This is a genomic window from Flagellimonas lutimaris, from assembly GCF_051494225.1.
In the GTDB taxonomy this organism is placed as follows: domain Bacteria; phylum Bacteroidota; class Bacteroidia; order Flavobacteriales; family Flavobacteriaceae; genus Flagellimonas; species Flagellimonas lutimaris_A.
Window position 1 is genome coordinate 24,955 of sequence record NZ_JBNPYE010000007.1, and the last position, 23,951, is coordinate 48,905.

At 41.3% G+C, this 23,951-nt stretch carries 21 protein-coding genes; 9 read left to right on the forward strand and 12 right to left on the reverse strand.

From position 1 onward, the window contains the following. Positions 1 to 20: 20 nt before the first annotated feature. From ACQQ5U_RS13345 to ACQQ5U_RS13365, 5 genes are all read right to left on the reverse strand, one after another. Positions 21 to 527 carry a rod shape-determining protein MreD gene (locus ACQQ5U_RS13345; RefSeq protein WP_437398239.1) on the reverse strand — a complete coding sequence of 169 codons (507 nt, stop codon included), beginning with the start codon at positions 525 to 527 and terminating at the stop codon, positions 21 to 23. Beyond that, a complete protein-coding gene (gene mreC, locus ACQQ5U_RS13350) occupies positions 524 to 1,336 on the reverse strand; it encodes a rod shape-determining protein MreC (RefSeq protein WP_437398240.1) in 813 nt (270 codons plus the stop codon). Before mreC ends, ACQQ5U_RS13345 begins: the two co-directional genes overlap by 4 nt. Before the next feature lie 66 nt (positions 1,337 to 1,402). Continuing rightward, positions 1,403 to 2,431 carry a rod shape-determining protein gene (locus ACQQ5U_RS13355; protein WP_166249266.1) on the reverse strand — a complete coding sequence of 343 codons (1,029 nt, stop codon included), beginning with the start codon at positions 2,429 to 2,431 and terminating at the stop codon, positions 1,403 to 1,405. Between the two features lie 55 nt (positions 2,432 to 2,486). Continuing rightward, positions 2,487 to 4,016, reverse strand: a complete 1,530-nt coding sequence (gene purH, locus ACQQ5U_RS13360) for a bifunctional phosphoribosylaminoimidazolecarboxamide formyltransferase/IMP cyclohydrolase (RefSeq protein ID WP_437398242.1) — start codon at positions 4,014 to 4,016, stop codon at positions 2,487 to 2,489. 93 nt (positions 4,017 to 4,109) lie between these two features. Continuing rightward, positions 4,110 to 4,562, reverse strand: coding sequence for a GAF domain-containing protein (locus ACQQ5U_RS13365; RefSeq protein WP_437398243.1), 453 nt, complete (start codon positions 4,560 to 4,562; stop codon positions 4,110 to 4,112). Positions 4,563 to 4,696: 134 nt separating this feature from the next. Between ACQQ5U_RS13365 and ACQQ5U_RS13370 the strand changes: the two genes are divergently transcribed. From ACQQ5U_RS13370 to ACQQ5U_RS13405, 8 genes are all read left to right on the forward strand, one after another. Next, entirely contained in the window at positions 4,697 to 5,083 is a 387-nt protein-coding gene (locus ACQQ5U_RS13370) for an HYC_CC_PP family protein (protein WP_437398245.1), read from the forward strand. Positions 5,084 to 5,176: 93 nt separating this feature from the next. Next, positions 5,177 to 8,914, forward strand: a complete 3,738-nt coding sequence (locus ACQQ5U_RS13375; protein WP_437398246.1) for an efflux RND transporter permease subunit — start codon at positions 5,177 to 5,179, stop codon at positions 8,912 to 8,914. Continuing rightward, positions 8,911 to 10,131 (forward strand): TolC family protein, encoded by a 1,221-nt coding sequence (locus tag ACQQ5U_RS13380; protein WP_437398248.1) that lies wholly within the window; start codon positions 8,911 to 8,913, stop codon positions 10,129 to 10,131. The genes ACQQ5U_RS13375 and ACQQ5U_RS13380 overlap by 4 nt, the downstream gene beginning before the upstream one ends. 16 nt (positions 10,132 to 10,147) lie before the next feature. Continuing rightward, positions 10,148 to 10,474 carry a heavy metal-binding domain-containing protein gene (locus tag ACQQ5U_RS13385; RefSeq protein WP_437398250.1) on the forward strand — a complete coding sequence of 109 codons (327 nt, stop codon included), beginning with the start codon at positions 10,148 to 10,150 and terminating at the stop codon, positions 10,472 to 10,474. Between the two features lie 23 nt (positions 10,475 to 10,497). Then, positions 10,498 to 11,049, forward strand: a complete 552-nt coding sequence (locus tag ACQQ5U_RS13390; protein ID WP_437398252.1) for a helix-turn-helix domain-containing protein — start codon at positions 10,498 to 10,500, stop codon at positions 11,047 to 11,049. Between the two features lie 67 nt (positions 11,050 to 11,116). Beyond that, positions 11,117 to 13,615, forward strand: a complete 2,499-nt coding sequence (locus ACQQ5U_RS13395; protein ID WP_437398253.1) for a heavy metal translocating P-type ATPase — start codon at positions 11,117 to 11,119, stop codon at positions 13,613 to 13,615. 7 nt (positions 13,616 to 13,622) lie between these two features. Further along, complete coding sequence (locus ACQQ5U_RS13400) at positions 13,623 to 14,330, forward strand: hypothetical protein (protein ID WP_437398255.1); 708 nt, start codon at positions 13,623 to 13,625, stop codon at positions 14,328 to 14,330. A gap of 4 nt (positions 14,331 to 14,334) precedes the next feature. Continuing rightward, positions 14,335 to 16,068 (forward strand): efflux RND transporter periplasmic adaptor subunit, encoded by a 1,734-nt coding sequence (locus ACQQ5U_RS13405; RefSeq protein ID WP_437398256.1) that lies wholly within the window; start codon positions 14,335 to 14,337, stop codon positions 16,066 to 16,068. A gap of 280 nt (positions 16,069 to 16,348) precedes the next feature. On the opposite strand, the gene groL is transcribed toward ACQQ5U_RS13405, so the two are convergent. The 7 genes from groL to miaB form a co-directional block, all read right to left on the reverse strand. Next, positions 16,349 to 17,983, reverse strand: coding sequence for a chaperonin GroEL (gene groL, locus ACQQ5U_RS13410; RefSeq protein ID WP_437398257.1), 1,635 nt, complete (start codon positions 17,981 to 17,983; stop codon positions 16,349 to 16,351). 21 nt (positions 17,984 to 18,004) lie between these two features. Beyond that, positions 18,005 to 18,283 (reverse strand): co-chaperone GroES, encoded by a 279-nt coding sequence (locus ACQQ5U_RS13415; RefSeq protein WP_100816345.1) that lies wholly within the window; start codon positions 18,281 to 18,283, stop codon positions 18,005 to 18,007. Between the two features lie 144 nt (positions 18,284 to 18,427). Continuing rightward, positions 18,428 to 18,790, reverse strand: a complete 363-nt coding sequence (gene secG / locus ACQQ5U_RS13420) for a preprotein translocase subunit SecG (protein ID WP_119606586.1) — start codon at positions 18,788 to 18,790, stop codon at positions 18,428 to 18,430. Next, positions 18,787 to 19,704, reverse strand: a complete 918-nt coding sequence (locus ACQQ5U_RS13425; RefSeq protein ID WP_437398259.1) for a hypothetical protein — start codon at positions 19,702 to 19,704, stop codon at positions 18,787 to 18,789. The genes secG and ACQQ5U_RS13425 overlap by 4 nt, the downstream gene beginning before the upstream one ends. Before the next feature lie 6 nt (positions 19,705 to 19,710). Further along, entirely contained in the window at positions 19,711 to 20,232 is a 522-nt protein-coding gene (locus tag ACQQ5U_RS13430; protein ID WP_437398260.1) for an LptE family protein, read from the reverse strand. 18 nt (positions 20,233 to 20,250) lie between these two features. Continuing rightward, entirely contained in the window at positions 20,251 to 21,531 is a 1,281-nt protein-coding gene (locus ACQQ5U_RS13435; protein ID WP_437398262.1) for a sigma-54 interaction domain-containing protein, read from the reverse strand. Positions 21,532 to 21,627: 96 nt separating this feature from the next. After that, the gene (gene miaB, locus ACQQ5U_RS13440; RefSeq protein ID WP_437398264.1) at positions 21,628 to 23,091 is read right to left on the reverse strand and encodes a tRNA (N6-isopentenyl adenosine(37)-C2)-methylthiotransferase MiaB; all 1,464 of its coding nucleotides are present in this window, start codon (positions 23,089 to 23,091) and stop codon (positions 21,628 to 21,630) included. Between the two features lie 131 nt (positions 23,092 to 23,222). On the opposite strand from miaB, the gene ACQQ5U_RS13445 reads away from it, so the two are divergent. Then, positions 23,223 to 23,951, forward strand: coding sequence for a hypothetical protein (locus ACQQ5U_RS13445; protein ID WP_437398265.1), 729 nt, complete (start codon positions 23,223 to 23,225; stop codon positions 23,949 to 23,951).

Genomic DNA, 23,951 nt, shown 5'->3' on the forward strand with positions numbered 1-23,951 from the left:
CAACGATAAAAAATACGTATTTATTCGCTTTTTGGACTAAATAGTGAACTGAATAATATACAAAGTATTAAAGTTACAGTGCCTGTGGCAAAAACTTTCTTCAAAATCAACAGGATATGGGCGATACTTAAAATTTCAAATGAGAAGAATATAAGATGATGAACCAATATAAGCAAGCCCAAAAAGGTAATGCGCTGGACCTTGGTCGTATTCTTAAAACTAAAATTTTGGAAATCATAGTTCACTCCAAAACAAAAACGCATAATTGCAGGTCTCGCATAAGCAATTGTTACCGATGCCAAAGCATTTAACGCAAGGGTATCCGAGAAAATGTCGATGACCAATCCCAGTAAAAACGCAGTTAGCATAAAAATGGCCCTATTTACTTTGATGGGATACCAATAAAAGAAGAGGACATAGATAAATGGGTTGATAAAACCCAAAAAATTCAAGTTATTGAATATCAGAACCTGTGTGATGACCAACAACACAAATCGTAGAATATTTATGATCAAGGTATTGTTCATTGTATGGTTCTGGATTCTAGTTCCTCAATTTCTTCTTTATCCTTGTTCTCAATTAAGTAAACATTTTTGATGTTTGCCATATCCGAGAATAGCTCAACATCAATGTTGTAAAAGCTTTTGGATACATTAAGGTCATATTTTTTAATGGTTCCGATGGGTACGTTCTCGGGAAAAATACTGGACATGCCCCCTGTAACTATGGTATCTCCTACAACCAATGGAACCAATCTAGCGATATCGATCAGTTGTACCTCGGTATAATCTTTTGTATCCCAAACCAACGATCCAAAATATTCCGTGCCCTTAATTTTTGCATTGATGTTGGATTTGGTGTTGAGTACACTTTGAACCGTAGCAAAATTGTTGGATACATTTTCCACAATGCCCAAAATACCGTCAGTGGTTATTACTCCCATATCTTGATGAACCCCATCCTTTTTCCCCTTGTCAATTGTAATGTAATTTCGGGGAGAGGTAAAACTGTTTTTGATGAGCCTGGCGTTTAAAACCTCGTATACTGCCAAGGTTGAATCCAACGGTTGTATGCTATCCTCTTGAGAATTAAACAACATTTTTCTTAACCGCTGATTTTCCTCGATCAACCTTTGGTTTTCTTCTTGCAAATTGAAATACGAAGATACATCGGATCCAGCACCATAAATGCTTCCGGTGACCCATCGGGATGAATTAAAAAATTTGGATTGATGGTAAGAATGAGATCTAATCGTCACCACCAACGAGATAAACGCAAAAAAGGCATACAAAAATGCATTTCGATAGCGTAGAACAAAATTGATGATGCGTTGCATGCAATCGTATCGTTAAGAAGGTTTTTTGAACTCCTTGAAGTTAATGGAACTGTTGAAAATACAGGTCTATTTTATTAAAATACTTTTATAACGTTCCAAGTTTTTAAGTGCAATACCCGTACCTCTTACCACAGCTCTCAAAGGATCTTCGGCGATGTACACTGGTAAATCGGTTTTTTGAGAAAGCCTTCTGTCCAAACCGCGGAGCATGGAACCGCCACCGGCCAAATAAATACCAGTATTGTAGATATCGGCCGCAAGTTCTGGCGGAGTTTGCGATAAGGTTTCCATTACGGCATCCTCTACTCTTAAAATACTCTTATCCAAGGCCTTGGCAATTTCTCGGTAAGATACCTGAACTTGTTTTGGTTTTCCTGTCAAAAGGTCACGACCCTGAATAGATTTATCATCTGGGGGAGATTTTAAATCCTCGGTGGCCGAACCAATTTCAATTTTGATGGCCTCCGCGGTACTCTCGCCCACATACAGGTTGTGTTGGGTACGCATGTAATAAATTATATCATTGGTGAACACATCACCTGCAATCTTAACGGATTTGTCACAAACAATACCACCAAGGGCAATTACCGCAATCTCTGTGGTACCACCTCCTATGTCCACGATCATGTTCCCTTTCGGTTGCATAATATCTAGACCGATACCAATGGCTGCTGCCATAGGCTCATGAATCAAGTATACCTCTTTACCGTTAACGCGTTCTGCGGACTCACGTACCGCACGCATTTCCACTTCCGTTATACCAGAAGGAATACAGATGACCATTCGAAGGGCAGGAGGAAACCATTTTTTCTTGAGCGCCGGAATATTTTTGATGAACATGCTGATCATCTTTTCCGAAGCATCAAAGTCGGCGATTACCCCATCCTTTAACGGTCGTATGGTTTTGATGTTTTCATGGGTCTTCCCCTGCATCATATTGGCTTCGCGGCCTACCGCGATTATTTTCCCCGATATACGGTCCCTCGCTACAATAGAAGGACTGTCAACAACCACTTTGTCCAAGTGGATGATCAGGGTATTTGCAGTACCAAGGTCAATAGCTATCTCCTCGGTCATGAAATCAAAGAATCCCATAAAAATCGTCTGTTTTTCGGATTAACGGTAAAAATTATCGGCTAAAGTACTAAAATTAATGTTTAAAATGTCGAGTGCCAGTCATCACCATTGCCAATCCATTTTCGTTGCAATAATCAATGCTGAGTTGATCCTTGATGGAACCACCGGGTTGGATCACACTTTTAATGCCCGCATTGTCCGCAATCTCCACACAATCAGGGAATGGGAAGAACGCATCACTGGCCATTACGGCTCCTTCCAAATTAAATTCGAAAGACTTTGCTTTATGGATAGCTTGGTTCAAGGCATCAACTCGTGAAGTTTGCCCGGTTCCACTAGCGCACAATTGCTTGTTCTTGGCCAAAACAATAGTGTTGCTTTTGGTGTGCTTGCACAATTTGGAAGCAAAAATCAAATCTTCAATTTCCTCTGAAGTTGGTTTTTTGTCCGTTACAGATTTTAGATCTTCCTTGCTGTCGGTTTTGGAATCCTTATCCTGAACCAATACACCGTTCAAGCAAGTTCTCACCAAAGTGTCTGGCAATTCAGTTTCATTTTGAATTAAAATGATTCTGTTCTTTTTGCCTTTCAAGATTTCCAAAGCATCATCAGAATAGCTGGGGGCAATCACCACTTCGCAGAATAGTTTGTGAATTTCTTCGGCCGTAGGCTTATCAATTTCAACATTGGAAATCAAAATACCACCAAATGCAGAAACTGGATCACCTGCCAATGCATCAACATACGCTTGATGAATGTTACTTCGTGTAGCCAATCCACAAGCATTATTATGTTTTAAGATAGCAAAGGTCGGGTCGTCATTTTTAAATTCCCCCATTAGGTTTACGGCGGCATCAACATCCAAAAGATTGTTGTAGGATAGCTCTTTACCGTGAAGCTTGGAGAACATCGCATCAAAATCACCAAAGAAGAATCCTTTTTGGTGCGGGTTTTCTCCGTAGCGCAACACTTGACCTCTGGTCTCGCTGATTTTCAACACAGTCTCTTCTTTTTCCTTGTTGAAGTAGTTGAAGATGGCCGTGTCATAATGTGATGAAATATTGAACGCCTTGGTCGCAAAACGTTTGCGATCTTCCAAGGTTGTGGTTCCGTCCCCTTCGGAAATCACATTCAAAAAGTCCTCATAATCCTCCATGGATGAAACACAAAGGACATCCTTGAAGTTTTTGGCAGCAGCTCTGATCAGGGAAATACCTCCGATATCGATTTTCTCGATAATATCTTGTTCCGATGCACCACTCGCAACGGTTTTTTCAAATGGATACAAATCCACGATAACAATATCCAACTGCGGAATGTCAAATTCCTTCATTTGGGACACATCACTATCATTGTCCTGTCTATTCAAAATTCCTCCAAAAACCTTGGGGTGCAATGTTTTTACGCGACCGCCCAAAATGGATGGGTAGCTGGTCACATCCTCAACTGGTACCACATCGATACCCAAGTCGCGGATAAATTTTTCGGTTCCCCCTGTGGAATAAAGAGTTACTCCAAGTTCGTCCAATTTTTTAACAATGGGTTCCAAACCATCTTTATGAAATACTGAAATTAATGCGGCGGAGGCTTTTTTAGCAGTCATCTTCTGTGTCTTAAAATCAATTTATTAAGCGCACAAAAGTACTTTTTTTGAAGCTAAAAAGCAGAACGGTTTATCAACAAAATTTCAGAAGTTTTACAGAATTTTGGCCACTTCGGCATTGATGAATTCCAAAAAACGCTCATCTTCGGTAGTAAATGGGTCTGGAGTGTTGGAATCAATGTCAATTTGCCCCACATTTTCCCCATTTATAAACAAGGGAACAACAATCTCTGCTTTCACGGTAATGCTGCAGGCAATGTAATTATCCTGAGCGGCCACATCGGGCACCACAAAGTTCTCGTTGCTAACTGCAACCTGGCCGCAAATACCTTTTCCAAAGGGTATAATGGTATGGTCGGTGGGAGCGCCAGCGTATGGCCCCAATTTCAATTCATTCTTATCCCCATTTTTAAAATAGAACCCGACCCAGTCATAATGGTCGACATTGCCGCGTAAAAGTTCACAGATTTCATCTAAACGGGTATCCACTGATTTGGTTTCGTCCTTTACGATTTCAAGCACCTTGGGCTCCAAAGATTTTAGCATGAGGTAATTCTTTTTTACAAATGTATTGAATAGTGGTTTTGTTCGACAAAAGAAAAGAAGCTTACATCCTAAAAAAAGATAAAGTTCTGTTAAGCAAAACAATAAATGTTAATATTTTGTAGTTTTGTAGACGAATGAAGCAGGTTTTTCATCAAATACTATCCTCATTAATGGCCCTTTTGGTCTTGGCCTCCACAGTTTCTTGGACGGTGGACAAGCATATTTGTATGGGCCGTGTGATGGATATTTCCTTATTTGCCCATGCCGACGATTGCGGTATGGACATGAATATGGAAAAATCCTGTTGTGATGATGAATCTTTTACCGTTCAAGGTCAAGATGACTTAAAAATTTCCTTTGAAAACTTCAGTTTGGACCAGCAAGTCTTCTTGGTAAGCTTTGTCCAAACCTATTTTCAACTTTTCGAAATTGATTCTAAAGAACCTACCCCTTTCAGCGAGTACAACCCGCCTCCATTGATACGGGATATACAGGTTCTTGACCAGACTTTCCTTATTTGATTTAAACTTTGATTGAATGTACCCGACCAATTTGGTTGGGCAGTTGCGTTTATACGCGTTTTTGTATCGATCTAATGTTTAAATCAAACCCATATGCTGAACAAAAGCATCAAATTTTTAATAGAAAATAAATTGGTAGCCGTGCTGCTCCTGCTGGTTTTTATGGCATGGGGTATTGTGAGCACTCCTTTTAATTGGGATACAGGGGTTTTGCCGAGTAATCCAGTAGCGGTGGATGCCATTCCCGATATTGGCGAAAACCAACAGATTGTTTTCACCAGATGGCCTGGACGCTCTCCACAGGATATCGAAGATCAGATAACCTATCCTTTGACCACTTCCTTATTGGGTGTTCCAGGGGTTAAGACTGTTCGGAGTTCCTCTATGTTCGGTTTTTCCAGTATCTACATCATTTTTGAAGAAGATGTAGAATTTTATTGGAGCCGTAGCCGTATTCTGGAAAAGCTTAATTCTCTGCCTAATAATTTATTGCCAAATGGGGTAAACCCTACATTGGGACCTGATGCCACCGCTTTGGGACAAATTTTCTGGTACACCTTGGAAGGACGTGACGAAGATGACAATGTAACTGGTGGGTGGGATTTACAAGAATTGCGAAGTGTGCAGGATTACTATGTAAAATATGCGCTTTCTTCAGCATCGGGCGTGTCCGAAGTAGCCTCTATCGGTGGATTTGTTCAGGAATATCAAATAGATGTAGACCCCGAACTGATGAAACAGTACAACGTGGGGTTGGACCAAGTAGTCAAAGCCGTAAAACAAAGTAATCGGGATATTGGAGCACAAACTTTGGAGATCAATAAAGCGGAATATTTAGTTCGTGGACTTGGCTACATCAAATCTTTGGACGATATCAAAAATGCAGTTGTGACCGCAACGGATTACACTTCCATTAGAGTGCAAGATGTGGCACATGTTTCCTTGGGGCCAGCAGTTCGGCGTGGAATTTTGGACAAAGAAGGGGCTGAGGTAGTTGGTGGTGTGGTTGTAGCACGATATGGAGCCAATCCGTTAGAGGTCATCAATAATGTAAAAGAACAAATAAAGGAATTGAGTGCGGGGCTTCCGTCCAAAGAATTGAAGGATGGAACCACTTCACAGCTCACTATTGTTCCTTTTTATGATAGAACCGAGCTCATCCAAGAAACATTGGGAACGCTCAACGAAGCCTTGACGCTCGAAATTCTCATTACCATTTTGGTCATCGTGGTCATGGTGTTCAATCTTAGAGCATCCATTTTGATATCAGGTCTTTTACCTGTTGCGGTTCTTATGGTATTCATTACCATGAAACTATTTGGGGTAGATGCCAATATTGTGGCTTTATCCGGTATAGCCATAGCCATTGGAACCATGGTCGATGTTGGGGTAATTCTCTCCGAGAATATTATTCGGCACATGGATGAGGACAACCAAGACCTACCAGTCAATGAAGTGGTCTACAATGCCACTTCCGAAGTTTCTGGTGCCATTTTAACAGCGGTGTTGACGACCATCATTAGTTTTATCCCGGTATTTACAATGGTGGGTGCAGAGGGGAAATTATTCCGCCCCTTGGCGTTTACCAAGACGATGGCCTTGACCGCTTCAATAATTGTTGCCCTCTTTTTGATTCCACCTTTTGCAGCGATAATTTTTAGAAAGAAAAGCTCTGATCAACTATTTAAGTATATCTGGAACGGCATTTTGATTGTTTTGGGATTGGTTGCCATCGGTTTCGGATATTGGTTAGGTTTAGCATTGATGGCTTTCGGTGTTTCTGGGATTCTAAAATTGAGAAAAATTCTGGAGGATAAACAAGCAGGGATGCTCAATGTGGGTATCTGCGTTGCAACGATTATTTTCTTGTTGGCTACTTATTGGAGGCCCTTGGGCTTTGATCGTAGTATTGCCATCAATCTACTTTTTGTAGGTTTGATATGTGGGGTGTTATTGGGAGTATTTTACCTCTTTAGACAATATTACAGCCGTATTTTGACATGGGCATTGGAAAACAAACTGCTATTTCTTTCTATTCCTTCTGTAATCGTTGTCTTCGGATTTATGATTATGCGCAACACAGGGGAGGAATTTATGCCCTCACTTAACGAAGGCTCGTTTTTATTGATGCCCACTTCTTTGCCGCATGCGGGCGTTGAAGAAAATAAGAGGGTGTTACAGCAATTGGATATGGCCGTTGCCACCATTCCCGAGATTCAAACCGTGGTTGGGAAATCGGGACGAACGGAATCTGCCTTAGACCCTGCTCCACTTTCTATGTACGAGAACGTAATTCAATATCGTTCAGAGTATCAAAAAAATGAAACTGGAAGCCCGCAACGATTTAAGGTCAATGCTGACGGTTATTTTGTGTTGAGCAATGGGAAAGTACTTGCCAATCCAAATTTGGAGGTTCAAAATGAGAAAAACTATTCACAAAATCATGTAAGCGAACCGTTGCGAATAGATAGAGATCTTTTGATTCCAGATGATGATGGGGAATATTTCAGAAACTGGCGTCCCGAGATTAAAAATCCTGATAATATTTGGGATGAGATTGTAAAAGTGACCAAATTGCCCGGGGTTACATCGGCGCCTAAGCTGCAACCCATTGAAACACGTTTGGTGATGCTTCAAACAGGGATGAGAGCCCCAATGGGAATTAAGGTAAAAGGTCAGGATTTAAAGGAAATCGAAAATTTTGGTCTTCAACTGGAACCCATTTTAAAAGAAGCCGTCGGGGTTAAGGACGAAGCTGTTTTTGCCGATAGAATTGTTGGAAAGCCATACCTTCTTATTGATATTGACCGTGAAAAACTCGTTCGCTACGGTCTGGTGATTGAAGATGTCCAGCAAATTTTGGAGGTTGCCCTTGGAGGGATGACTTTGACCCAAACCGTGGAAGGAAGAGAACGTTATGGAGTTCGCGTACGCTATCCGAGAGAACTTCGGGAAAGCCCCACAGATATTGGAAACGTTTATGTTCCCGTGCAAAAAGGGAGTCCTGTTCCCTTGAGCGAATTGGTGACCATCCGGTACGAGCAAGGACCACAAGCCATTAAAAGTGAAGATACCTTTTTGGTAGGCTACGTGCTTTTTGATAAACAAGATGGGTATGCTGAGGTGGATGTGGTGGAAAATGCCCAAGCTAAGATCCTGGAAAAAATAGAAAGTGGCGAATTGACAGTACCCAAGGGAATCAGCTACCAATTTACCGGAACTTATGAAAATCAGTTACGGGCAGAGAAAACCTTGTCCGTGGTGGTTCCATTGGCGCTATTGATTATCTTTTTGATCCTGTACTTCCAGTTTAGGTCTGTGGCAACATCTCTTATGGTGTTTTCTGGAATAGCCGTGGCTTTTGCTGGTGGTTTTTTAATGATTTGGTTTTATGGTCAAGATTGGTTCCTAAACTTCAGTTTTATGGGTGAAAACCTGCGGGATCTTTTCCAAATGCACACGATTAACCTGAGTGTAGCTGTGTGGGTCGGTTTTATTGCCCTGTTCGGAATTGCTACGGATGATGGTGTGGTAATGGCCACCTACCTTACCCAAACTTTTGATAAGAACAAACCCGACAATTTAAAAAGCATCCGTGCCTCGGTTTTGGAAGCTGGTGAAAAGCGTATCAGACCATGTTTGATGACTACGGCGACCACTATTTTGGCACTTCTGCCCGTGCTTACCAGTACAGGAAGGGGTAGTGATATTATGATTCCCATGGCCATTCCAAGTTTTGGAGGGATGTTGATTGCATTGATCACCTTGTTTGTGGTTCCCGTGCTATACAGTTGGAAAAGTGAGTTGCAACTTAAAATGCAAAACCGATGAAAAAGAAATTCATTTACTTAGTATTTGCTTTAGCGGCTTTTGGGGCAAACGCCCAGTCCTTAGAGGATTATCTGCAGGAAGCTGAATTGAACAGTCCCAAGATTCAAGCCTTGGAACTCCGCTATAACATCGCAAAGGAAAAGGTGAACGAGGTGAACACTTTACCCAATACCACCATTGGCGCTGGGTATTTTGTAAGCGAACCAGAAACCAGGACAGGCGCTCAACGTGCCAAGTTTTCAGTGTCACAGATGTTGCCTTGGTTCGGTACCATCACAGCCCGTGAAAATTATGCAACCTCCATGGCAGAGACCGAGTATGCGGAAATTGTGATCGCCAAACGAAAATTGGCCCTTTCCGTTGCGCAATCCTATTACAAATTGTACGAGATCAAAGCCAAGCAAAAAGTATTGGAGGAAAATATAGAACTGTTAAAAACCTACGAGAGCTTGGCTTTGACTTCTGTTGAGGTGGGTAAGGCTTCTGCGGTTGATGTTTTGAAACTTCAAATTCGTCAAAATGAATTGCAACAGCAAAAAGAAGTGCTGGAGCAAACCTATATATCTGAGCAGGCCGTTTTCAATAATTTATTGCATAGAGATGAAAGTATTGGAGTTGAGGTAGTGGATGAAATGGATATTCCTGTGTACGACCCCATTTTCAACAAAGAAGATTTGAGTCTTAATCCAGAGTTGCTCAAATACGATGAATTATACGAGTCGGTCACGCAATCGGAATTACTGAACCAAAAGGAAAATGCTCCAAGTTTTGGGATAGGGTTGGATTATATACCTGTTTCGGAACGGGATAATATGGTTTTTAGCGATAACGGAAAGGATATTGTAATGCCGATGGTCACTTTTTCCGTACCCATTTTCAATAATAAGTTTAAATCAACCACTAAACAGAACGAGCTTCGTCAAAAAGAAATCGAACTGCAAAAAGAGGAGCGGCTGAACGTATTGGAAAATGCCTATGCCAATGCCATTTCGCAACGAAACCAAGCTCGTATTGCGCATCAAACCCAAGCAAAAAACCTAAAACAGGCCAGAGATGCCGAAGAAATCTTGATCAAAAACTATGAAACCGGCACCATCGACTTTAACGATGTGTTGGACATTCAGGAGTTACAATTAAAGTTTCAGACAAATCAAATACAATCGGTGCAATTGTATTATCTACAATCTGCTATCATCAATTATTTAATTAACAAGTAAATTTAAAATGTCAAAAATGAGAACAAACATTAGAACTATTATCGGGATCGCATTTGCTTCAGTATTGGTACTTACCGTATCGTGCAAGGGAAAAACCGAGGAAGCAAAAGAAACTTCTACGGAGGAAACCATGGACCATGACATGGAAAAGATGAATCATGAAGGGCATGACATGGAAGGTATGGAAACCGCGAAAATGGAAGGCAAGGAATATACCTCCAAATATGTTTGCCCAATGCATTGCGAAGGTAGTGGAAGTGATGAAGAGGGTAAATGCCCAGTTTGCGGGATGACCTATGTATTGAACGAGGAGCACATGGCCGACGGACATACCCACAATTAATAAAGATTTAAATTGTACCAGCGATGCGGATTAAAGTAAAAAATATGGTTTGCGATAGATGCAAAGACGTTTTGAAACAGGAGTTTCAGAATGCGAACATCGAGGTGGTACATATGGATTTGGGAGAAGTCCAATTTTCTGATGGGGCACAAAAACAAATGGAGCGTATTCGGGAGATTTTGGTCAAAAATGGTTTTGAATTGATTGAAGATGTAAATGATAGCTATATAGCTGACATTAAAAAACACTTGATCAATGCTTTGAAAGACGATATGCATCAAAATCTCTCGAAATACCTGTCAGAAAAAATGAACAAAGATTATTCGGTGCTTAGTAAAATGTTCAGTGCCAAGGAAGGCCTCACCATCGAAAAATACTTTATTCTCTTGAAAATTGAGCGGGTAAAGGAAGAAATCCAGATGGAGAACAAGACATTTTCTGAAATAGCTTATGATTTGAACTATAAGAGCAGTAGTCATTTGGCCAAACAGTTTAAATCCATAACAGGGATGTCCATGAGTGAATATCGAAAAGTGCAAGATTGGAATCGGACGCCTTTAGATCAAATTGTATAAAAGATACCCAGAATTGTGAAAAGCTTCCAGCTGTTGTTCAGCTAGTTTTGAATAAAAAACAAACAAGATGAAACATACCTATCACATACACGGAATGAGCTGTAATGGCTGTAGAAATCATGTAGAAGGAACCCTTTCCAAAGTGGATGGGGTCAATGCTGTTGAGGTGAATCTGGAAAAAGCAGAGGCCGTGATTGAGATGGAGGAACACATTCCAATCAAAAAGTTCGAGGAAGCTTTGGAAAAAGATGGTGGCAGTTACAGTATTCATGCCGGAGGCCATCATCATAAACCAAGGAAAGAAAAGAAGAAACCTGTTTCCAATGGAAATGGCACTTTTTATTGCCCTATGCAATGCGAGGGAGACAAAACCTACGATAAACCTGGCGATTGTCCTGTTTGTGGGATGGATTTGGTGGAGGAGCAAAATACGGCTGCGGGTTCTAAACAACTATGGACATGCCCCATGCACCCCGAAGTAGTGGAGGACGGTCCGGGTTCCTGCCCTAAATGTGGAATGGACTTGGTTCCGAAGGAGCCCGAGGCCAGCGCAGAGGAAAAAACATATAAAAAACTGCTCAAGAAGTTTTGGATAGCCCTTGCTTTTACCTTGCCTATTTTTCTCATCGCCATGAGCGATATGATTACCAATAATCCATTGCACAATTTAATGGCACCAAAATATTGGAACTGGGTTCAGTTTGCTCTATCGCTTCCTGTGGTTTTTTATGCTGCCTGGATGTTTTTTGAAAGAGCTTATCGAAGTATCAAAACATGGAACCTGAACATGTTCACGTTAATTGGTATCGGTGCGGGTGTGGGATTTGTGTTTAGTGTACTCGGGATATTGTTCCCAGGATTCTTTCCTGACCAGTTCAAGGGAGAAACTGGTGCGGTACATGTTTATTTTGAGGCGGCCACCGTAATCCTCACCTTGGTGCTTTTGGGACAATTGTTGGAGGCTAGAGCGCACAGCAAAACCAACAATGCGGTAAAGGAATTATTGAAATTGGCTCCCAACAAGGCCATTAAAGTTGTGGATGGGGAAGAAGTTGAGGTAAGCATTGACGATATTGAAAAGGGTAATATTCTACGTGTGAAGCCTGGAGAAAAAATTCCTGTTGACGGTATCATTACAGAAGGAGACACTTCGGTGGATGAATCGATGATTACAGGAGAGCCTATTCCAGTTGAAAAAACAGTGGATGATAAAGTAAGCAGTGGAACCATCAATGGGAATCAAACCTTTTTGATGAAGGCCGAAAAAGTAGGTAGCGACACATTACTTTCACAAATCATCCAGATGGTGAACGATGCCAGTCGAAGCCGCGCACCTATTCAGAATTTAGCTGATAAGGTATCCGCCTATTTTGTACCAACGGTTGTGATTATTTCAATCTTGACTTTTGCTGTTTGGGCCATTTGGGGTCCAGAGCCAACTTATGTTTATGCCTTGATCAATGCCATTGCGGTTTTAATTATCGCTTGCCCTTGTGCACTTGGTCTCGCCACACCCATGTCGGTAATGGTCGGCGTAGGGAAGGGTGCCCAAAATGGAGTCTTGATCAAAAATGCGGAAGCATTGGAAAAAATGGCCGATGTGGACACCCTTATCATTGATAAAACAGGAACCATTACCGAAGGCAAGCCTACTTTTGATTATTTGGAAGCCTTTTCAAGCGATTATTCAGCAGAAGAATTATTACAATATTTAGTGTCTGTCAATACCAATAGTGAGCACCCTTTGGCACAAGCGACGGTGAATTATGGCAAAGAAAAGGATGTCAAAATTCTGAAGACGGAATCTTTCAATGCAGTTACGGGTATGGGTGTTGAAGGTAGAATCAAAGATTCTGAAATTCATTTGGGGAACATTAAATTGATGGAAAAGGCCAATGTTGAAATCTCTGATGAGATGAAGGAAAAGGTCAAAAAAGCGCAAGAAAAAGGTAAAACGGTTTCCTATTTGGCAGTTGATGGTAAATGTCATGGTTTTGTAGCCATTGGGGATAAAATAAAAAAGACAAGTGCCAAGGCAATTAAGGTTATTCAGGAGAAGGGGATAAAGGTGATAATGCTCACGGGCGACAATACCACGACCGCCAAAGCGGTGGCCAGTGAGTTAAATCTAGATGATTTCAAAGCCGAAACCTTGCCCGAGGATAAAATGAAAGAGGTTGAACGCTTACAGGGTGAAGGAAAAGTTGTGGCAATGGCAGGTGATGGAATAAATGATGCTCCAGCCTTGGCAAAAAGCGACTTGGGCATTGCCATGGGCACAGGAACCGATGTGGCCATTGAAAGTGCGATGATAACTTTGGTAAAAGGTGACCTCCATGGTATAGTAAAAGCACGGAATCTTAGTGAGACCGTCATGAAAAACATAAAACAGAACCTATTTTTTGCATTGATATACAACACTATCGGTGTTCCAGTGGCTGCTGGTGTGCTCTATCCCTTCTTTGGAATATTGCTTTCACCCATGATTGCGGCCCTGGCCATGAGCTTTAGCTCGGTTTCTGTTATAACCAATGCATTACGATTACGAACTAAATCAATCGACTAAAACTAAAATGGTAAAACGAACAACAGCGGTTAAGATTAGAAAAGCCCATAGATATTTGGGAATATTTTTGGGCCTTCAATTCATTATGTGGACAGCTAGTGGACTCTACTTTAGCTGGACGGATATTGACGAAATCCATGGAGACCATTTTAGGAACATGGATCATGAACCCGTTGCTTTTGATGGGCTTATTGGTCTTTCGGATATAAATATTCCATCTAAAATAAGTTCGTTGAGCCTAAAGGAAATAGCGGGCAAGCCCTACTACTGGATTAACAATGAATTTTTGGTTGATGCGAAAAGCGGCAACTTAAAAAAAGGTGTTTCGGAACAAGAAGCCTTGGCCGTTGCAGAGCATCAAATGTCACCAGAATTAAAAGTTAAAGGGATTGAGGTGATCGATGAGACCGATAAACATCACGAGTATCGGGAAAAGAAATTGCCGGCCTATGTGATTTCGTATGATTCTCCCGAAAATATTAAGGCCTATGTTTCGGTGGCCGACGGGTCTTTTCAAACGGTGCGACATCAGAACTGGAGGTGGTTCGATTTTCTTTGGATGACCCACACCATGGATTATGAAAGTAGGGACGATTTTAATACCACTGTGCTTCGTGCTTTCTCCCTGTTGGGATTGATTACCGTGTTGAGCGGATTTTTACTTTGGTTTACCTCGTCACCAACGATGAGAAAGGTTATAAAACGAAAAAAATAATAAGATGAAAAAGGAAAATATCATATACATCGGAATTGCCGTAGCGGTGGGATTGTTGGTCGGCTATTTCCTGTTTGGAAGTGGTCCCGATACGACAAACGGAGCGGAGCATGACCATAGCACGGAAATTGCTTCGGGCGAAATGTGGACGTGTTCCATGCACCCGCAAATTATGCAGCCAGAGTCAGGATCGTGCCCCATTTGTGGTATGGACCTTATTCTAGCAGAAAGTAGCGGGGAGGGACTGATGGCGAATCAAATTAAAATGACCGAAAATGCAATGGTTTTAGCTGGTGTGGAAACCGTTATGGTAGGTTCAGGAGCAACAGGGAAGAATCAAGTTAGGGTTTCGGGTAAAGTAGCGGTCAATCAAAAATCAGATGCGGTTCAATCCGCTTATTTTGATGGGAGGATCGAAAACATTTTTATCAATTTTGAAGGGGAAGAGGTCCGAAAAGGCCAAAAACTGGCCACGATTTATGCTCCAGCTTTGGTTTCGGCTCAACAAGAATTGTTGACCGCTGCCAGTCTGAAGGAATCCCAACCACAATTATATAAAGCGGTTCGCAATAAATTAAAGCTTTGGAAATTGTCCGAAGCACAAATCGACCAAATAGAAAGCTCCGGACAAGTGCTTGAATATTTTCCGGTGTATTCCAATGTAAGAGGTGTGGTTTCCGAAATCATGGTAGAGGAAGGTGATTACATTAAAACAGGTTCACCTTTGGTAAAAGTGGCCAATTTGAATTCGGTTTGGGCGCTTTTTGATGCGTATGAAAACCAGTTGAGCTTGTTCGAGGAAGGGCAGACGTTGAACGTTACCACAAAATCATACCCTAATGAAGCATTCCCGGCAAAAGTATCCTTTGTTGCTCCCGTATTGAACAAGAACACGAGGACCTTGGAGGTCCGTGCAGAACTTGATAACAAAAATGGGTTGCTCAAACCTGGAATGTTTGTACAGGCCGAAGTTGAGGTTTCAAATACTGAAGATGGATCGTTGACCATTCCAGAAAGTGCTGTTTTGTGGACAGGAAGGCGTTCCTTGGTATATGTTCAGCCCAATCGGGACAATGCCATTTTTGAAATGCGAGAGGTGGAGCTAGGAAATTTAATGAATGGGAGCTATGCTGTCAATTCAGGGTTACAATCGGGAGACTTGGTAGTGGCCAAAGGTACTTTTACGGTAGATGCTGCAGCTCAATTACAAGGTAAAAAATCCATGATGAACCAAGAAGGGGGAACCATGCAAATGGGTCACGAAGGCCATTCCGAAATGGGTGGCACCATGAAAATGGAATTTTCTCCAGAGGCACAATCAGAGTTCAACGACCTTTTAAATATTTATCTGGATTTGAAAGATGCCTTGGTTGCATCAGACCAAACAAAAACGCAAACATTGGCACAAAAGGGAGCAGGAATAGCCGCAACCATCACTGGTTTGCAAATGGATGATATGGGCAAGAGACATATGTCAAAATTGGCAATTCAACTTAAGGAGATGGGTTCAAAAGGAGATTTGGAAAACCAACGTGAGGATTTTGTCATGCTTTCTCAAAATATGATTCAGATAGGGCAACAAATGAATGAACTGGAGACAAAACTCTATGTGCAGCATTGCCCAATGGCCAATAATGACAAGGGTGCCGACTGGCTCAGTTTAGAGGAGGAAATCCGAAATCCATATTATGGAGATGCTATGCTGACTTGTGGTAGTGTGCTTGAGGTAATCAACTGAAGCTGTTTTAGTTAATATTTAGCCAATTAAATTTTTTGGATTCAAAACTAAAATACATTTACTCCAACATTTAATTTATTGACTGATGAAAAAAGCAAAGTCAAATGGAAAGTCATCTCCTGCAAAAGCTATAAAGCCTGTTGCAAAGAAGACCACCCAAGCTACTGGTAAGAAGAAGTAACTTGGTTTTAGGTTCTTATGGAGAACCGTTCAACTAGAAAAAAGAAAACGCCCCGATGCAAATCGGGGCGTTCCTATTTTTAATCCGAATGGGATGATATTACATCATGCCTGGCATTCCACCGCCACCTCCCATTGGAGGCATTGCAGGAGCATCTTCCTTAATATCGGTCAATGCACACTCTGTAGTAAGAATCATACCAGCTACTGAAGCTGCATTTTCCAAAGCAATACGTGTAACTTTCTTAGGATCAATAATTCCTGCTTTAAGCATATCCACATATTGGTCGGATTTGGCATCGTAACCAAAGTCTTTTTTGCCTTCCAATACTTTAGCGATAACTACAGAACCTTCACCACCAGCATTCTCTACGATGGTACGTAAAGGAGATTCGATTGCCTTGGCTACGATTTGTACACCAGTAGTTTCGTCCAAAGAGTCGGTTGCCAATTTTTCCAGAACTTTTTTGGCTCTTACCAAAGCAACACCACCACCAGCAACGATACCTTCTTCTACAGCGGCACGGGTTGCGTGCAAGGCATCATCCACACGGTCTTTTTTCTCTTTCATTTCTACTTCAGAAGCTGCACCCACATAAAGTACGGCAACACCACCGGCCAATTTGGCCAAACGTTCCTGAAGTTTTTCTTTGTCGTAATCCGATGTTGTAGTCTCGATTTGAGCTTTGATTTGGTTCACTCGGGCTTTAATGTCGTCTGCATTTCCGTTACCATTAACAATTGTAGTATTGTCTTTGTCGATAGTTACGGTTTCAGCAGTACCTAGCATATCCAAAGAAGCATTTTCCAAAGAGAATCCTCTTTCTTCAGAGATTACAGTACCACCGGTTAAGATTGCGATGTCTTCCAACATAGCTTTTCTTCTATCACCAAAACCTGGAGCTTTTACAGCGGCAATCTTAAGTCCACCTCTCAATTTGTTTACTACCAAAGTAGCAAGGGCTTGCCCTTCTACGTCTTCAGCAATAATCAAAAGAGGTCTTCCGGATTGTGCTACTGGCTCAAGGATAGGAAGAATTTCCTGTAGATTGGAGATTTTCTTGTCAAAAAGAAGAATGTATGGGTTCTCCAAATCTGCAATCATTTTGTCGGTATCGGTAACGAAGTAAGGAGAAAGGTATCCTCTGTCAAACTGCATACCTTCAACTACGTCAACATAAGTATCGGTACCTTTTGCTTCTTCTACAGTGATTACGCCCTCTTTTCCAACTTTATCAAATGCCTTGGCGATAAGATCACCAATGGTTTGATCGTTGTTTGCAGAGATAGAAGCAACTTGCTTGATTTTATCAGAGTTGTTACCAACTTCTTTGGTTTGTTTTTCCAAATCGGCCACCAAAGCTTCAACAGCCTTGTCGATTCCACGTTTCAAATCCATTGGATTTGCACCAGCGGCAACGTTTTTAAGACCTTCTTTTACGATCGCCTGAGCTAAAACGGTAGCAGTAGTAGTACCATCACCCGCTTGATCGTTGGTTTTGGAAGCAACTTCCTTCACCATTTGCGCACCCATATCTTCTAGGGCGTCTTCCAATTCAATTTCTTTTGCAACAGAAACACCATCTTTGGTTACTTGTGGTGCTCCAAAGGACTTGCTGATGATTACGTTTCTACCTTTTGGTCCCAAGGTAACTTTAACGGCCTCGGCCAATTTATCAACGCCTCTTTTCAGTCCATCACGTGCATCTATATCAAACTTTATATCTTTTGCCATTTCTTTCTAGTTGATTTTTAGTTATACAATTGCCAAAATATCGCTCTCGCGCATCATCAAATAGTCAGTACCGTCAAATTTAAGTTCGGTACCGGCATATTTTCCATAAAGAACGGTATCACCCTCTTTAACGGTAACTTTTTCGTCCTTGGTTCCAGGACCAACGGCCACAACAGTTCCTTTTTGTGGTTTTTCTTTTGCGTTGTCCGGGATGATGATACCGGAGGCAGTTTTTGTCTCGGCCTGTAGAGGCTCAATCAAAACCCTGTCTGCCAATGGTTTGATATTTACTTTAGCCATATTTTAAATTTTAGGTGTTTGTTTTAAAAATTCTTGAATCTTAAGGACAGAAATTGTGCCAATGCTCAAAAACTGACATTCTGGAAAACAAAAATGCCAGCTTGTCATTCAAGCTGGCATTTTTCTATACTTTGTCACTTTTTATTATCCAATAGTATCTACTGGACTTGTAGTGTCGGCAGGCGGAAGTTGTTCAGGTACTTCCTCTGGAATTGTTTCTGGTATTTCCGTATCGTCGCCTTGAAGCAATTTGGAATCTGCTTGACTGTAGTTTCCTTTTAATGAAACATTGGAAACCAATATCAAAACAATCAATAGTGTGGCAAGGGTCCATGTACTTTTATCAAGAAAGTCCCCGGTCTTTTTTACACCGCCAACAACTTGGTTGCCACTTCCTCCGAAGGACGAGGACAAACCACCACCTTTAGGATTCTGGACCATAATGACCAAGACCAACAAAAGGCACACGATAATTATCAGTATCAAAAAAATTCCAAACGTGCTCATTTCTTATCTTTTTCTTTATGCAGTTTCTTCACTGCCTGAATTTGGTCTGCAAAGAAACCACTTTTTTCTGGATATTTCAAACTCAATATTTTAAACGCTTGAATGGCTTTTTTGTACTTTTTTTGTTCAAGGTAAACTTTGGCCAAAGTTTCCGTCATCAACTCGTTTTGGTTGATTTTGGTGGACTCTTTTATATTGACTTTAGGATTGGATTCCTTTGGAACTATCTTGGGGTTGTTCTCAATAAACCTGTCCAAGAGTTCAAATTTCTTTTTACGTTCCAGTTCGTCCATCACATTTTCTTCCTGATGGGCCTCATTATTTTCTTGCTCTTCTGATGGTTCTTCGGAAGTGGATGTTAATTGAAGCCACTCGGTAAATGAATGTTTCTCTTTTTTGGTGAACGGGATGGGTTTTCCCAAATTTAAATCGGTATCCAGTTCCTTTTTGGGTTCCTCAACTTTTTCAACTTGTTTTTCAGGTGTTCTGGATTCGAAAAGTTTAGGATCCAGAATTTGCTCTGCATCGTTCAAATTTTGGGGTAGTGCAGGTTCATTGGACTCCGAAAGCATACTAGCTGTATTTGGGTTGGGCTGAATTTCTTCAGAAACCGCTTCTTGGTCTTCAAGTTTGGAACCTCTTCCGGCAATGGTATCCGCAATATTGTTTTGAATGAATTCTTTGGAAGTTATATAATCGAAAAGCACATCCCTGTCGGAAGTATGGGCAGCAGTTACCTTTAAGGCATTATTGTACTTATAACTGTCCAGATTTTTGAGTCCCTTTAGATGCAGTGCACGAGCGGCCTGAAAATAAGGGTATTCCTCAATGATATCTTCTAACTCCCTTGTTTGTTTAGGAGATAAGATGGTATTCGAGTTTTGAAGAATATGTATAAAATCCGAAACGTTCATAAAGTATTACCAATTTCCCAAGGACGCATTAAAAATGTCCTGGGTAAGTCGTTCAAAAATCTCTTCGTGGGCTGCAGCTTGTATGGATGGCAATGAAGCTGCGGCATCAAAATCGTAAAAGAATGAAAACCGCTTTTCAAAATCAGCATCATCCTTAGTGGTGTTGTAAAACCGAACATTTACACTCATGGTCAGACGGTTTTGTGAGGTACGCTGATCTGCCGTGGCCGTCATGGGAATAACCTTGTACTCTACAATTTCACCTTCGTATAGTAAATCACCGTTGTTTCCGGTAAGGGATAAGCTTGTAAGGTTATTGATCATATCCTGAAGCGCCAAGGTGAAATCCCGACCCAATCCAGGTACAATGGTAGAACCCGGTGTTTGGTCCGCATAATTCTGGAAAAAGTTCACTTGAAAACTCTGTGCGGTACCGATATCTGCACCGGAAAAATTATACGCGCCACAGCTGGATAGAAAGAAAACCAATCCTAGTAGTCCAATCTTCATCCCTTTTTTTATCATCATTTTCTTCAAACTTTTTTATTAAAGATCGTACTGCTTTATTTTTCTATATAGCGTTCTTTCCGAAATTCCAAGCTCGGCGGCAGCGGCTTTTCGTTTTCCCTTGTTACGCTCCAATGATTTTTTGATCAGTTCAATTTCCTTTTCCTGTAAAGATAGGGTTTCTTCCTCTTCAATCTCTTCTGCAAAATGATACCTGTCTTCTGATTGTTGAAGTACAGGACTTGGTGTGGTTGCTTCTACCACAGGCTCGGGAAGGTGAAGTAATTCTGGCGTGGAACTTTCTTCGTGCTCTATATCCTCTTCTTCCTGATTCCCATAGATTTTACGAATCAAACCTTCATTTTCCCGTTGTACTTTGTTGGAATCATTATCCTTGAGAAGTTCAAGCGTTAGTTTTTTGAGGTCGTTCAAGTCACCTTTCATATCAAAAAGGACCTTGTACAAAATTTCCCGTTCATTGCTAAAGTCCCCTTCTTTTTTGGATCGCTCTATCACGGCGGGCAGATTGGAACTGCTCGCATCTGGTAAATAACTGTTTAGGGTAGCTGCCGAAATACTCCGCTTTTCCTCGAGCACGGATACTTGTTCTGCTATATTTCTCAGCTGACGGATATTACCGGGCCAGCGGTACCTTATTAATAACTGGATGGCATCATCCTCCAAACGGATAGTGGGCATTTTGTATTTCTGCCCAAAGTCAGAAGCAAATTTTCTGAACAATAAATGAATGTCTTCCCTTCTGTCGCGAAGTGGTGGTAAATGAATTTCTACGGTGCTCAATCTATAATAGAGGTCTTCCCTAAATTTCTCTTTTTTAATGGCCTCGAACATGCTAATGTTGGTGGCTGCCACAATACGAACATCAGTTTTTTGCACTTGGGATGACCCCACTTTTAGGAATTCGCCATTTTCTAGAACACGAAGCAATCTAACTTGGGTGGTCAATGGTAGTTCGCCGACTTCGTCCAAAAAAATTGTTCCACCATCTGCTACTTCAAAATAACCGCTACGGGTTTGGGTAGCTCCTGTAAAGGCTCCTTTTTCATGTCCAAACAATTCACTGTCAATGGTTCCCTCTGGAATGGCACCACAGTTTACGGCAATGTATTTGGCATGCTTTCGGTGAGACAGCGAATGGATGATTTTCGGAATGGATTCCTTTCCCACACCACTTTCACCAGTCACCAAAACCGAAATATCGGTGGGCGCCACTTGTATAGCTTTTTCTATAGCTCGGTTGAGTTTGACATCGTTTCCGATAAGCTCGAACCGTTGTTTTATGGATTGTACACTTTCCATATGTTATCATTCCTACGTAGGCAGGAATCTTATTTTTTTGGATTCCGCATCGTACTTCGACTACGCTCAGCATCTGTGCGGAATTACAAAAGATTATTAATTATTTTCTGAATACCCTACAGCTTCTCCAATAAGAGTTGCGGAGGTGCATTCGTTGATTTTCACGTTCACAAAATCGCCCACTTTGTAGTGTTCCTTTGGAAAAACTGCAACAGTGTTCTGTGAATTTCGGCCCATCCAGTGGGTATCCGATTTTTTCGAAGTTCCCTCGATGAGAACTTCTTGGGTTTTTCCCAAATGTTGTTGGGTGCGATAATGACTGTGCTTTTGTTGCACTTCGATGATTTCCGATAGACGTCTTTTCTTGGTTGCTTCTGGAATGTCATCTTCCATTTTACGCTCCGCTAAAGTTCCAGGCCTTTCGGAATAAGCGAACATGAAACCAAAATCATACTTCACGTATTCCATTAAACTTAAAGTGTCTTGATGATCTTCCTCCGTTTCTGTTGGAAAACCAGTAATCATATCTTGGCTAATTGCACAATCTGGAATAATTTTTCGAATGTTGTCGATCAGTTCAAAATATTCTTCGCGGGTGTGCAAGCGATTCATCGCTTTTAATATGCGGTTGCTTCCACTTTGTACGGGCAAGTGAATGTATTTGCAAATGTTTTGGTGTTTGGCCATGGCCTCGATTACATCTAAGGTCATATCCTGTGGGTTGGACGTGGAGAAGCGGATACGCATTTTTGGCTGGGCCTGTGCCACCAGCTCCAACAATCCTGCAAAGTTTACCGATGTGGCTTTTTGCATATCCGAAGCTTTGTCAAAATCCTTTTTTAGACCACCACCATACCAAAGGTAGCTGTCCACATTTTGACCTAAAAGGGTGATTTCTTTGAATCCTCTTTCCCAAAGGTCATTCACTTCTTCCAAAATAGATTGTGGGTCACGGCTTCGCTCTCTTCCGCGGGTAAAGGGTACTACACAGAATGTGCACATATTGTCGCAACCTCGGGTAATGGAAACAAAAGCAGAGACTCCGTTGGTGTTCAAACGTACCGGAGCTACATCGCCATAGGTTTCATCCTTAGAAAGGATGACGTTTACGGCATTCCTGCCTTCGTCAATTTCTTGGATAAGGTTGGGCAAATCTTTGTAGGCATCGGGGCCTACCACCATGTCCACGATTTTTTCTTCTTCCAGGAACTTGCTTTTCAATCGTTCGGCCATACAGCCCAAGACCCCGACCTTCATGTTGGGTTTGGTTCTTTTTACGGCATTGAACTTTTCCAGTCGCTTGCGAACGGTTTGTTCAGCTTTTTCGCGAATGGAACAGGTGTTTACCAAAACAAGATCGGCATCGTACAAGTTTTGGGTGGTATTGAAACCTTCCTTGGCCAAAATAGAGGCAACAATCTCGCTGTCGGAAAAGTTCATCTGGCAGCCATAACTCTCTATGTACAGCTTTCTTCCGTTCTTTCCGTTATTGTCAAGCGACAAGGCACTTCCTTGTTGGCTTTCATCTATTACTTTTTCTACAGTGTTATCCTTGATCATAAATGTTTCAATGGGGTGCAAAGATAGTGCTTATTCCATTTTAGTGACAATATGGCAGTATTTTTTAAGAATATATTGCGGAATCGGCTGTTAGTATTACCTTCAAGCTTAAAACATAACCATTTTAACAGATGAATTTTACTAACCTTACCCAGAGGATAAATCAAAGCGCCCCGGTAGAGTTTGGGACCGTGTTCAATAATTCCATTGAGCTTTTTAAAAAAGTGTGGCTTCAAGGATTCATTACGCTTATACTGACCTTTGTTAGCATTTTACCCTTTTACTTAATGATTTACCTACCTATGATTGCCATGGGGATAAGTAATCCGGATGTGTTTGACCATCAAGAAATGCCTCCGGCTTTCGCAGGATTGATGTCTTTGATCATGCCGATATCTACTGTTGGTGTCATGACTATTGGAATTTGTTTGAATGCCGCGTTTTTACGCATTTGTAGAAAGTACGATTTGAATGAATTGGGCAGGGATGATTACTTTTTTTATTTCAAAAAAGAGTATTTGACCAAAGCGTTGATTCTTTCCCTGATAATGGTGGGGTTGTCCTTTTTAGGTATTCTGGCCTGTGGTATTGGAATTATATATTTGGTGGTTCCCATGTCTTTGTTCCCGGCATTTTTTGCTTTTGATAAAGAACTTAGTGCTCTAGAGATTGTAAAATCAGGATTTGCACTTGGCAATAAAAATTGGTTGATGATTTTTCTTTTGGTTCTAGTAGCCGGATTGGTCTCACAATTAGGTGTGATATTATGTTTGGTGGGAGTCTTGTTTACGGCTATGTTCAGTAAAATCCCAATTTACTTTATTTATAAAGATGCTGTGGGGATTTCCATGGATGCATAA